Raw genomic sequence first — 12,592 nt, 5'->3', positions numbered from 1 at the left:
GCGGCCGTTCATTCAAGAACGACGAAGTCAGGGAAGATTTCTCATCGGACGCGTGCTTCGATTAATGACACCCTGACAACTTCAACCATTTGCCTCAAAAGAACGCTCGTCGTTTCTCCAGGAGTAGCCCAGATACACGGCTGAATGTGCCGATATATCTTCATTTTGTGCCATAGGCCTTTATCGAACCTTTAACGGCTATGCTTCGGTGCAACATGCAGTTGTTTTGCATTCTCGATCGCGAAACGCGTACGGTGCGCGGCCGCCGGATAGCATGACTGTCCGCGGCGCTTCAAAGATGGCCAGGTCCTTCTTTCGGGCCGCTTCTCGAAGCAATAGATGTTCCACGAAAGCCACGCCGCACCGGGCAGATGAGTCCCGGAGATATGAAATCAGATCATCTGTCGAACGTACCTGATGGCCCAATAATGTCAGGTCATTGTTGTGAGACGCACTATGCCCCGTTCACCCGACGCGGTTGTTCGATGGTTGAAGGACCATGGAAAACAGCTGCTTCCCGATGCGATTTTCCTCAGCCTGCTGCATCGGAAGCAAATTGGCCGCTTCCCGAAACTATTCCGCCCGACAACATTCAACGAGAAGATCTTGCAACGCAGCTTGCGGCCGGATCCGCGATACGGCGCGCTGGCCGACAAGCTTGCCGTGCGGGACTATGTCAGGGCCAAGGTGGGCGAGAAACATCTGGTCCCTCTTATTTCGGCACCCACCGTCTTCACGCGAGAGGTCTTCGATACGCTGCCCAACTCCTTTGTCATGAAGGCGAATCACGGAAGTAGTTTTGTCGAAGTCGTTCGGGATAAATCGCAACGAACTTTTGAGAATTTGCAGCTTCTTGCCAGTCAGTGGATGTCTACCGACTTCTATAAAAACGCGCGGGAACGCCATTACCGTCAAATCCAGCCGCGCATTTTCTTCGAGGATCTTCTTCTCGACGAACGTGGCCAGATCCCTGCCGATTACAAGGTGCACTGCTTCGGGGGCAGGCCCGGGCGACCGATGATGTTTATCGTTGTGATCTCGGACCGCTTCGGTAACAACACACGTGGCGACGTGTACGATGCCCAATGGAATCATCTTGACGTTGGGATCGGCCCCTACGCTCGCAGTGCGACGCCACCTCCGCCTCCGGAGAATCTCGAATTGATACTTGAAACGGCGGCTGTCCTTTCCGAAGACTTCAATTATGTTCGCGTCGACCTGTACGCCCCCAACAACAATGTGTACTTTGGCGAGCTAACCTTTACACCAGGTGCTGGTGTGGTTCCGATGAGACCTGACCGGGTCGATTTTGAATGGGGGCGACTTTTAACATGAGAAGCGGAACCCGCAAGACATCGGAATGCGCTAATCCAACAGAACTACCCACGACAGTCGCCGTTGAGCGGGAGTGCCCGAGCGTATTATTACGATGCAAGGAATATTCCAGAGACAGGCTCTCTCAGCCACTGTGCTCACTTCAAGCGATCTGCGAAACTGGATGGGAGGATACGCGGTCGCTGCAAGCATACGACGCCGAATTCGCTCATGCGCAAGGATCATGACCATGCGCGTGTTCGGGTGAGGCACAACAGTTCGACTCATGACGGACGTCGATATGCCGTAAACGCCCGCTCTTGCCCGCCACGTTAAACGGTCAATACGAAGGCGCTATGCATATGCAACACCGACGCATGCAACACGACTTGGCAACCTGTTGCTGCGCAAAGATGCAAGACCACAAACCGCTCACGCCGCATAGTGTAGTGGTCTAATTTCCTCGGACAGGTCGATAGGGGGACAATCCGGAATCGACGAGGAAAAAGAGCAGGATGACAAGAAGGCGCCGACAATTTGACACCAGCTTCAAGCTGGAAGTGGTACGGATGGTACGGGACCAGGGGTTATCGGTCAGCGAAGTCTGCCGGTCGATGGACCTTGTTGAGACAGCCGTGCGGCGCTGGGTGGCCCAGTACGACGCAGAGCGTGCGGGCGGCCCCGGCGAGGGCAAGCCGTTGACGGCGGAACAGCAGCGCATCCGGCAACTTGAAGCGGAGAACCGGCAATTGCGCGAGGACAATGCGCTGCTAAAAAAAGCGTCGGCCTTCTTTGCCCGGGAACTGAAGTGAGTTACCGCGTGGTAACTCACTTGCAACAGGAGGCCGTATCGGTCAGTCACGCCTGCCGGGTGTTGGAGGTGAGTCGCTCTGGCTACTATGCGCACCAGCGCGCTAAGCCGAGTGCAAAGAGTCTGCAGGAGCGGACCCACGTCAAGGCAGCATTCGTCGCCAGTGGCGCGAGCTATGGCAGCCGCCGTGTGATGCATGCGCTGCGGGAGCATGGGCTGCATATTGGTCGCTACCGGGTGCGGACGCTGATGCGCGAAGCGGGCCTGCGCACGAGCTGGAAGCGCAAGTTCGTCTCGACGACCGACAGCAGGCATACGCTACCTGTCGCGGAGAACGTGCTCGACCGGAAATTTGAGGTCGCCGAGCCCAACCGCGCGTGGGTTTCGGACATCACGTATATCCGCACGGCGCAAGGCTGGCTGTATCTGGCGGTCGTACTGGACCTGTACTCACGCAAGGTGGTCGGCTGGTCCATGGCGCCGACCATGCCGGCCGCACTGGTCATTTCGGCACTGACCATGGCGCTGCAGCAGCGTCGGCCAGCGTCAGGCCTGCTCCTGCATTCGGACCGGGGCAGCCAGTACGCGAGCGATGAATACCAGGCCTTGCTCAAGCAGCATCACGTGGTTTGCAGTATGAGCCGCAAAGGAAATTGCTGGGACAATTCGGTAATGGAGCGGTTCTTCCTGAACCTGAAAATGGAGCGCGTGTGGCAGCGTCAGTACGCCAACCACGATGAAGCACGGCGCGACATCAACCAGTACATCGTCGGTTTTTACAACGCAGTACGCTTGCATTCGACTTTGGGCTATCTGTCGCCCGTTGCCTACGAGGCAAAACCGACAGTAAAAGAACCTATCAGCCTGTCCGAAATAACTTGACCACTACATAGTGGACGTGCATTTTGGGGAAACGCAAGTAATCCGTTGCGACAGCAGAAATGCCGATGGTTTGCATCGCGACCACCTCCGGTCTTGCGAAATGAACTCCGACATGCTATTCGAGGTCGCTAAATATGGGGGCCGTCGACTCGCTGGATCGAGCGCGGTGTCAACGATTCACAGCAACGTGTCGAACGTCCGGAGTTGGCCGGGTCTTGCCTGTTGGGGACCCGCAGGACACCATCCGTCCGGGGCAGTCCCAATTCGCAAAATCACACCCTCGGCTACGAGACAATCGTCTCGGCGGAGTGGTGAGCTCGCGTCGACAGCACCCCGTTTGTAAGGTCGTTGTGCAACACTTTGATGTCACCCTATCGTCGACGCAGGTGAAAGCGATGGATCAGCCACGCACGGTCATTACCGCCCCCATTCATTGCGCCGACTCGGCGGTGTGGTTTTCCGCCTTTGGGTTCGGCTGGGGGTACCGCGCCTTCGCGCTGCCATTTGAAGTCGTTTGCGAAGAGCTTGGTGCTCGCAATGAGACTGCACACCAGGTGCGACTCGCGTTCGAGCTGAACAAACGCCGAATTCTAAGGGCCGTCCAGCAATATGGAGCAGCTTCTGCAACTGGCGAGCGCATAACACTGTCGGTGGCAGATCTTCAGCGCGAGACGCCCGAACTCGACTACTTCGGAGCATAAGGGCGGATGCGCTTGACCGGCCCCTGCCTGACGGCGATCGGCCGCACGCGCCCCCTTAGAGCCACTCAATCCACGTTGACGAATGTCCCCTTGCTGCTCTGCTGGAGCCCATCGTAACGGACGGGGCGTCTCACTCCACTGCATCAGTTAGACAACGGCCGACCTAAGAGCTTTGCTCAGCGGGTGATGGCGTTCTAATGGTCCACCGCTCGTGTCCCTAAGACTTCCCCTTTCGCCGCGCTCGCCGGCAATTTTCCTTCTCCGTCGTCGATCTGTTCGCCCCGAAAGGCTTTTCAAGTCGAGGCCGAAGGTAGTCCATTGGCAGCACTGGCGGATCAGTCATACCTTTTGCCCGGATTCAACGGCATCGGGAGCACCGTCAAAAAATGTTCATGGTCAAGAGGCCCAGATGGACTATATACAAATACAAACGAGGGGGCGGCGAACGGCTGTACGTCCAACGAAGACCGCCCTTGAGTCAGGCCCGCGAGAGCCGCAGTCAAGCCGAACGGAGATGTACGACGCCGAATAGTCGCCACCCGTCTTTTCCCGCAGAGACCCGTCAGTGGATCGCAGCGTTAGCATCATTTCCGGGGGGGCGACGCGTTCCCGACCAATCCACCCTGCCCGATGTTCCTGTTCGACCGCATCCTTAACCACTGTGTAGTAAACGCGACAAGGGGTGAGGTAATGAAACAGCTCGCGAACTGGGTAGCGCTCTTGTGTCAACGGCACTCAGGAATTGATACAGTTTCTGTCGGCATCGGCACTTCAGATTTGATACACCGGGTTGTAGTGTTATTGCGGTGCCGACCGCATTCCGTTGGCGGCGTTCTCCTTTGTCGTAGTCGATCTCTTCATAACCAGTCCGGCGCGCCGCTTGTCGCGTAGTCGATAGCTCTCGCCCTGGATCGCCACGACGTGAGCGTGATGCAATAGCCGGTCGAGCATGGCAGCAGTGAGCGTTGCGTCATCGGCGAACGTCTGGTCCCACTGCCCGAATGGAAGGTTGCTGGTCACGATCAGACTGCCGCGCTCGTATCGTTTGGCGATCACCTGGAAGAACAGGTTGGCCTGTTCACGGCTCATCGGCAGGTACCCGATCTCATCGATGATCAACAGCCGGTACGGGTTGATGAACCGTTTGAGGGCGTCGCCCAGCTGATTCTGCCGATGTGCCGTGGTCAGTATCATCAGCAGGTCTGCTGCCGTAATGAAGCGCACCTTGATTCCAGCTTGCGTTGCTGCATAACCAAGCGCCATTGCAATGTGCGTTTTGCCTGTGCCACTCGGTCCGAGTAATACGACGTTCTCGTTTCGCTCCAGAAACGTCAGACTCGCCAGCTCCTGAACCTGCGATCTGGGCACACCGCTGGCTGCTGCGAAGTCGAAACCGTCGAGGGTCTTGATCGTCGGGAAGCCTGCCAGGCGTGCAAACGTCGCGCGCTGCCTGACGAGCCGCGCCGTGTGCTCGGCCTTAAGTACCGATTCGAGAAACTCTGTCAGGTTTACCTCATCGGCGATCGCCTTTTGCGCCAGGTGCGGCAACGCGTCCGCGATGGTCGTGAGCTTCAGCTGGGCGCATAGCTGCGCCACTCGTTCGTGTGCGATGTTCATGCGGCAACCCGAATCAGCTGGTCGTACACGGACAGCGGGTGCTGTAGCGGAGATAGCCAGTCGTGGAATCGCTCGCGCAACTCCTGTCCGCTCGCCGGTGTCGTTGCTGGCAACAGCGACGGATACGGTGGCGGTACGCTCTGCAAGGCCTTCTGCTCAACAAGCAACTGCTCGCCTGGCTTCAAGCGGGTCGTTCCATGTATCCGGACATGCGCAACTTCGCGTAGCCAACGCCAGACTTCAGTGTTGGCGGTCGTCACGTCCAGTTCGACGTTGGCCGCCTTGAACTGGGCGGCCAGCGGAACGTAGAAACTGCGGCGCAAATATCCGTTCATCCGTTCGACCTTGCCTTTGGTCTTCGCGCGATAAGGCCGACAAAGCTGGGGCTGAAACCCGTAGTGCCGGGCGAAGTCGAGAAACCCCGGCTGGAAACGGTGCTGCTTCGGACCATAAGCATCCCGCTCGATGACAACGGTCTTCATATTGTCGTACAGCGCACGGCGCGGCACACCGCCGAACCAGTTAAAACAGTTGACGTGACACCTGAGCAAAGTATCGAGTCGCATGTCGGAAACGAATTCGACGTAAGTCGCGCGGCTATAGCCGAGAGTGGCCACGAATGCGAACAGATTCGCTCCTTTGCGCCGGCGGAACTCGACCCAGTCGACCTGCATCTGATCGCCCGCGGCAGTCTCGAATCGCACCAAAGGATCGGGCGCCGGTAGAGGCCGCAATGTCGCAACGAACTTGCGCACGATTCTCTCGCCGCCATTGAATCCCTGCGATTGGATCTCGCGCCACAGAACTGTCGCTGGAATCCAGTCCGGTGCCGCTGACGCGATCCGTTCCCGAAGATAGGCTTCGAACGGTTTCAGTATCGAATCGCGCGCAGTCGCTGCGGGCCGAAACATCGGCGCGTCCTGCGTCGCCAGATATTTCCTCACCGTGTTGACGGAGCAGCCAACCTCACAAGCAATGGCACGCAGGCTCTTGCCCTGCTTGTGCAATATCCTGATCTGCATGTATCCCTCGTACGAGATCATCGCCGCTCAAAGCGGCCATTATCCCTTCGTCGAGGTGTATCAATTCCTCAGTGCCGACGGTGTATCAATTTACAGGTGCCGATGACACTTGCAGGTCCGCCTGTAGCCCAACCTATCAAGGACACAACGTACAGCTACCTGCTCCGCCCACTCGTCCATCCGACGTCACCCGTTCGCTCGTCGCCCATGCAAGGAGTACGCCATGTCAGTTGTCACGCGCCGTTTAACGTTTATTTTGCAAGCCATCGCTTTCGCGACGGCGTTAGGATTCGCTTCGATCAGCATTGCGCAAGCCGACTCGGAGGTCGATCCGCCAGGAGCGGTTTACGTTCTGTCAAACCAGCCGTCGCCGTCCGGGAACTCGGTTCTTGTCTATTCGCGGGCTGCCAACGGAATACTCACCTACGAAGCCACGTACTCAACCGGCGGCCTAGGAGCAGGGACAGGAACCGATCCGCTAGGCTCGCAGGGTTCGCTGACGTTGCAAGGGGGCTTTCTGTTCGCCGTGAATGCCGGCAGCAATGAGGTTTCGCTGTTCGCGGTCGACGGCAGCAAACTGACGCTGCTCGACAAAAAACCATCGGGCGGTCAGATGCCCGTCAGCGTGACAGTCAAGGGGCCCATCGCGTATGTGCTCAATGCCGGCGGCACACCGAACATCAGTGGCTTTATCGTCGACGCGTTTGGCAAGCGTCTCGTTCCGTTACCGGGTTCACAGCGACCACTTGCCGGCGGAAACTCCGCCCAGCCCGCGCAAGTGAAGTTTGCGCCGGAAGGCAACGAACTGCTGGTGACCGAAAAGGGCACACAATTCATTGACACGTATTATGTCGGCTTCACCGGCTACGCGTCGACTCCAACGCGCCATAGGTCAATCGGCGTCACGCCGTTTGGCTTTTCCATCACGACCCGGGGTTATGCGATCGTCTCCGAGGCCGGGTCTGGTTCGGTTTCCTCATATGAGGTCGAGGACAGCAAACATCTGACTTCGATCAGTGCAGCAATTCCCTTGGGCCAGAGCGCCCCTTGCTGGCTTGTCACCACGGGCGATGGACGTTTTGCCTACACAGCCAATGCCGGTAGCGGCTCGATCAGCAGTCTGCGGATTGCGGCGGACGGTACAGTACGCTTGCTTAATCCGACTGCGGGCACGCTCAGCGCTCCCCTTGACATGGCGCTCAGCCGTCACAGCAAATTCCTCTACGTTCGGGAAGGTAACGGCGCTGTAAGTGGCTTTCGCGTGATGCCAGACGGCACACTCGAGCCACTTGGCTCAGTCACCGGCGTACCGCCGGGGGCACAAGGGATCGCGGCGCGCTAGACACATCTCCTCCCGCGCGGGGAGATGTGCACGCGGGACCATGCTTGCGCAAAAGAGCGCCCTGCAGATCGCTGGCAAGACTCAGATCGTCGCGCGCCTGATGGTCGAAGAACTCTCCTTCCATGGCATCCGCAATGCCGGAGACATCGCTACATGTCTGAACGGGTATGATCAGACCGCCTATCCCGAGGGCACGCAATGGAGTTTCACGAGATTCTACGTGCCGCAGGCGTTTGATGTTGGTTATCGACTTGTGAGCGATGCGCTCACGCTGTGGAACGCCTTCGAGGCCGCACATCACAAGGCGACGCTCCCTGGACGGCTCGAGATCCCGATGGAATCTTTCGCAAGGGCTGTCGAAGTCGTACTCAAGGATAGCGAACTCCGCGACGCTCCGGGGTATTGCCCTGGTCCATCGTTATGGGCTCATGCCGTGCGACGCTCCGGCTATGTCCAGTCGCGCCATGCAACCGGTCGTGTGCTTGTTCACGCGTAGGGAGGCGCCCTTGCTCATTGCTCCGCGTTTTCCGATCCTTAGCCTGGATGAGCGACGACTGACTCCAGCACTGGGCTACATATTTGATGCAAGGTGGCTCCTGCCTGGCGAATCAATCGTCTCGATCTTGTGGAAGCTCGCACGTGCGAACGGACTGCCAGGGCATGCGCTTGTCCGGCTGATGGGTGCTGACGTCGACCCGTACGAAGGCGTTGAGCCGCTGCGGGATGCCGTCGATACGAGGCGTCTGAGGCGCATGCTGCCACTGCCCGGCAAGGTCTTACACGCGTCACTGCTCGACGCCGGGCAGCGGGGACGATATCACCCGGTTTTCAGGCATTGCAGGCAATGCACATCGTTTGGTCATCATAGCGTGACGTATCAGATGTCCAGTGAGGGCCGCTGTCCCGCTCACGGGCAGAAGCTCGAGACGCGATGCCAGCATTGCGGGTAGGAGACACCCTACCTGCTCAACGCAAGTCTTGCCGGCTCGCCGTATCGCTGTGCGCAATGCGGTGGCCTTTACTCGAGCCGATCTCCTCCAGCATTCGCGAAAACATCGGCGATGCGCAAGGAACATCGTATTGCCATCGCTCGGCACTTCCACAATCGCATGGCAGGCAGGTTCAACCTTTGACGTGAAGATTGCGGCGGGCAGGCCGCAAGAGGAAGTTGTCGGGCAGCTTTCAATGAATCGCGTCCAGAGATTGTTAGTTAATACGAACATTCCGTGTTGACAAATTTACTTCGCTTTCGGTGACAACTTTACTTCGCTCTACGTTTTTTGGCCGCAAGAAGTATCGCAATCTCTATCTGAATACCGGTCACGGTCATATCGGCTGGACCATGTCCCACGGATCGGCTCGCATCACGGCCGACCTGATCGCGGGGCGAACGCCGGGCGATTCCGATGGAGGGGCTGCTGTGGGATTGATGGCGACGCATGTTGCATTGTCAACGTCGTGCGCCGGTCCTCGCTACTCGCTTGCCTCACGCGTCGCCCCGGCATTTAAATGGGGATACTCCCTTAAATGCCGAATGCCTCGCGCTCGCCTGCGAGGTCAAGATCGTCAGGCATTGCATGCTACGATCTCCGGAAAACGAAAACCGGCAGGGAGGCTGCCATGTGGGACAAGATCGAACACGAAGGCTTCGAAATCTGGGTACTTCCGGTCCTTGCATATGGCCCACCGGCGCCCGGCACGCTCTACCACTTCATTGGGTACGTTTGCCGCCACGGTGCAAACGCACACATTGCCGGCCAGAGCAAGCGGTTCCAGGAATTCGTGGAGACATTTCATAGCGAAGACGAGGCACGCGATGCCGGGTACCGCGCGGGGCGACATCTTCTTGATACGATCGTTGGGAATGGCTGAATGCAGACCGCGCGGAGCCTTGCGACGCTCCCGGTTCCGGCTCGCCGTAGGCGACGCCCGCGTTGCTGGTCGCATCGACAAAATTGCGCAGGCCGACTAGAACACGCCTCTGCGCACATCGTCGCCCGTGCGGTAGTTCCGGTTACTTTGATCGGGATTCCGCTTCGCCAGAGGCCGTGCATAGAGCGGATGCCGCAGACTACGTATCTCATGTTCAAGCCTGAAGCACAGCGCGCCGCTCACGGGATCGATGATGTCGGCAAAGCGATATTGATGAGGTTCCTCGCCATAGGTCAGCCCGCGCCCAGCGAGCCGTGTGCAGGGTTCCGAGAAGTTGGCGACATAGAGCTGAATGTGATGCCCATCGTATTCCGGGTTTGGCGCGAGCGTTTCTGCACAGACAAGTCGCTGATGCGTCCCGACCGCGATTAGCGCCTGCTGCGAACCGTTGCAGTGGCGGATCTCGACGGACGCATTGAACACGTCGCGGTAAAAAGCGGCAATCGACCCGGCGCAGCCGACCGGCACATCAAGTTGCACATAAGCGATGCCGAGATCGATGCCCGACCACGGAGCATCCGCCTGATACGCATCCGGATCGAGGCAGTCGTAACGGTTTCCCCATGGACAGGTGAGCGCTACGCGGTCGGCCCGCTCGGTCCATCCGAACGCGGTTCCATCGAGCAGGGGCCGGACCGCGCGCAGCCGTGCGGTCAGCGATTGGCGCTTGCCTACGACCAGCGCGACGTGGCCACGCAAGCGCTGCGCGTCGCCGTGCGGCAAGTGAATCTGTGAACGACCGACGATTGACGTCTAGGGAGGAGAAGGCCTTGATGCGGTTGCTGGGGTGCCGGATGGGCCGGTTTGCGTCGACTGCCGGACGACGAGGACCGGGATCTGACTGTGCGTCAGGACCTTCTGGGTCTCGCTGCCGAGTAACAACGCGCGCATACCGCTTCGTCCGTGAGACGCCATGACGATGAGATCACAATTTCGTTGTGCTGCAACGCTGATAATCGCCTCGTACGGGTGGGCGCGGTTCGTAGCAACCGTATCGCACTCGACACCTGCTTGCGCAGCCGCTTTTGCGATGACCGCGAGGTAGTCATCCGCATGCTGTCGGGTGGCCTGGACGACTCGCTCCTCGGTGTCCGCGATCATCTCGGTGCCATACGCGAGGACATGAAATTCCGGGATGACATGGAGGCCCGTAACTTTGGCGCCACTTTCCATGGCGAGCGTCACCGTCATTTGAATGGCGGCTTCGGAGAGGGCGGAACCATCGGTCGGCACCAGCAGATGCTTGAACATACGTTTCTCCCCGCGGCCAGACATATTCGCGTTGACATCCTGCGCCGATCGCCTGAACGAGGCGCGCGTGGATCAAGCGACCTCCTTCAGTATAGTCACCATGACGAGGGTTTGGCACGCAGCCAATATCCGTGACAAGGCACCACGCGCTGCTCCAGCTGAAGGCCGGTATGGCGAGCGACGGCATTGTCACGGTAACCGGATGTGCTGGTAGAGTGAGACGACGAAGAACTCGAAGCCGATCTGTCGCCGTTTCCGAACATGTGATCTCGCATAGGGGATGATCCGGAGTCGGCCGAGCAGCATCAGACCGAAGAGGAACTTGCGCGGGAGGTTGAAACGCGGGAAGCCGCGCGCGATGCGGACGCCTGAATCCACACGACATTCGACATTGATCCGGAATAGCTTCGGAGGCCATAATGCAGAATCCCGCTCTATTTCACGTGCTGCTTGATCATCTCGAGGCGATCGGCGCGTCCGCGCATGATGTCGACCGCTTCGTTGATCGGTGGCACAGACTGAAGTCGCACGAGGCCTTTCCGTGCCCAGTCTGCTACTTGGCCGGCAAGGAGCAGCCGCTCGCGGCGTTGCCGGCTCAAGACAAATTCGAACCAGTTAAATGCCCGAGCTGCAAAACGCAGTTCGATGTGCCAATCGATGCCTAGCGGAAAGGCAATCCGGCATGAGCGGCCACCTGACTGCCCAAGAACTGACCGATCTTGTCGGTTGCAAGCCGAACCGACGTGCCACCGTGAAGACATGGCTTTGAGAAGAGCGCCCAGCCGTTCGTCATGGATAAGAATGGCATGCCTAAAGTTTTGCGCCTTTATCGTGATCGCAAGCTCGGCATATCCGATGACTCACAGTCGACGATCGACAGCAAGGCTGCGTCAGGCCCAGATCTCGATGCATTCAAGGGAAAACGCCCCCGCTCAGCGGGGTTGTGTCGCGATAAGATTGGCAAGGCAAGAAAGTTCCGCAATGACAAGGAGTCCTTACGCCACCAACGAATAGAACTGATCGGCGGCGGTTCGGGGGACGCCGCTGTTCTTCATCTGGCCTTTCCTGATCATATGCATCGTCTCAATGCCTGACAGGATGATGCGGGCACACCGGAAATCCTTGAAGCCCATCATGGGCCTGGTTCGTCGTTTGATCGCCCGATGATCCTGCTCGACGATGTTGTTCAGATATTTGACCTGCCGGACCTTGATGGGCGTTTCCCGCTCGGCGTTGATGGCCTGGAGGGCGGCCAGATTCGCCCCGCTTTTATCCATGGTCACGGTCTCGGGCGTCCCGTTCCGATCGATGGCTTTCTCGAAGTAACAGCGCGCGGCAGCTTTGTCGCGATGCGCCCGCAACAGGAAATCCACCGTATTACCGGCCTTGTCCACCGCGCGATACAAGTACTTCCACTGGCCGCCCACCTTGACGTAGGTCTCATCCATCCTCCAACTCTTGCCGACCGGACGGTTGTGCTTGCGAAAGGCCGTCTCGAACAACGGTACGAGTTTGATCACCCAGCGATGCACGCTCGAATGGTCGACCTCGAAACCCCGTTCGGCCATCATTTCCTCGAGATTTCGCAAGCTCAGCGAGTAGGCCACATACCACCGCACCCACAGCAGGATCACGTCCAGCGGATAGTGCAGGCGTTTGAGTACATTCGCTACGCCGGCAGGCAGGACTTTTCTCGCAGTCGCATTCTTCATATCACGCT

General features: G+C 58.4%; 10 protein-coding genes and 1 pseudogene. 6 read left to right on the top strand and 5 right to left on the bottom strand.

The annotated features are described in order from the left end of the window. Window positions 1-456: 456 nt before the first annotated feature. From B0G69_RS00455 to B0G69_RS00445, 3 genes are all read left to right on the top strand, one after another. Window positions 457-1,335: an ATP-grasp fold amidoligase family protein gene (locus B0G69_RS00455; RefSeq protein WP_121315177.1), complete on the top strand. Its 879-nt coding sequence runs from the start codon at window positions 457-459 to the stop codon at window positions 1,333-1,335. A gap of 494 nt (window positions 1,336-1,829) precedes the next feature. Beyond that, window positions 1,830-3,007 (top strand): IS3 family transposase gene (locus B0G69_RS00450; RefSeq protein WP_199731125.1). Its coding sequence is split into 2 segments (ribosomal slippage): window positions 1,830-2,097 and window positions 2,097-3,007, totalling 1,179 coding nucleotides; the frame shifts between segments, so codons are not numbered across the junction. A gap of 395 nt (window positions 3,008-3,402) precedes the next feature. After that, complete coding sequence (locus B0G69_RS00445) at window positions 3,403-3,708, top strand: hypothetical protein (RefSeq protein ID WP_199731124.1); 306 nt, start codon at window positions 3,403-3,405, stop codon at window positions 3,706-3,708. Window positions 3,709-4,506: 798 nt separating this feature from the next. Here the strand turns inward: B0G69_RS00445 and istB are convergent. Both istB and istA read right to left on the bottom strand, forming a co-directional pair. Continuing rightward, window positions 4,507-5,325, bottom strand: coding sequence for an IS21-like element helper ATPase IstB (istB, locus tag B0G69_RS00440; RefSeq protein ID WP_121315176.1), 819 nt, complete (start codon window positions 5,323-5,325; stop codon window positions 4,507-4,509). Then, window positions 5,322-6,347, bottom strand: a complete 1,026-nt coding sequence (istA, locus tag B0G69_RS00435; RefSeq protein ID WP_241991246.1) for an IS21 family transposase — start codon at window positions 6,345-6,347, stop codon at window positions 5,322-5,324. Before istA ends, istB begins: the two co-directional genes overlap by 4 nt. 223 nt (window positions 6,348-6,570) lie before the next feature. Between istA and B0G69_RS00430 the strand changes: the two genes are divergently transcribed. The 3 genes and pseudogenes from B0G69_RS00430 to B0G69_RS00410 all read left to right on the top strand — a co-directional run bounded on the left by B0G69_RS00430 (window position 6,571) and on the right by B0G69_RS00410 (window position 9,561). Further along, a complete protein-coding gene (locus tag B0G69_RS00430) occupies window positions 6,571-7,689 on the top strand; it encodes a beta-propeller fold lactonase family protein (protein WP_121315174.1) in 1,119 nt (372 codons plus the stop codon). A gap of 40 nt (window positions 7,690-7,729) precedes the next feature. Further along, window positions 7,730-8,185 (top strand): annotated as a pseudogene (locus tag B0G69_RS00425) (hypothetical protein); the annotation flags it as partial. Window positions 8,186-9,309: 1,124 nt separating this feature from the next. Next, window positions 9,310-9,561 (top strand): hypothetical protein, encoded by a 252-nt coding sequence (locus tag B0G69_RS00410; protein WP_121315173.1) that lies wholly within the window; start codon window positions 9,310-9,312, stop codon window positions 9,559-9,561. A gap of 96 nt (window positions 9,562-9,657) precedes the next feature. Here B0G69_RS00410 and B0G69_RS00405 read toward each other — a convergent pair whose 3' ends face one another. The 3 genes from B0G69_RS00405 to B0G69_RS00385 form a co-directional block, all read right to left on the bottom strand. Then, window positions 9,658-10,344, bottom strand: a complete 687-nt coding sequence (locus B0G69_RS00405; RefSeq protein ID WP_121315172.1) for a glyoxalase/bleomycin resistance/dioxygenase family protein — start codon at window positions 10,342-10,344, stop codon at window positions 9,658-9,660. A 30-nt stretch (window positions 10,345-10,374) separates the two neighbouring features. Beyond that, entirely contained in the window at window positions 10,375-10,872 is a 498-nt protein-coding gene (locus tag B0G69_RS00400) for a universal stress protein (RefSeq protein WP_121318972.1), read from the bottom strand. Window positions 10,873-11,867: 995 nt separating this feature from the next. Then, window positions 11,868-12,584: an IS6 family transposase gene (locus B0G69_RS00385; protein ID WP_121315169.1), complete on the bottom strand. Its 717-nt coding sequence runs from the start codon at window positions 12,582-12,584 to the stop codon at window positions 11,868-11,870. Window positions 12,585-12,592: the final 8 nt, after the last annotated feature.

The sequence above is a fragment of the Paraburkholderia sp. RAU2J genome, assembly GCF_003634845.1.
Lineage (GTDB): Bacteria > Pseudomonadota > Gammaproteobacteria > Burkholderiales > Burkholderiaceae > Paraburkholderia > Paraburkholderia fynbosensis.
Note: the sequence above shows the minus strand (reverse complement) of the source record. Positions and strands in the feature narration are given on the sequence as shown.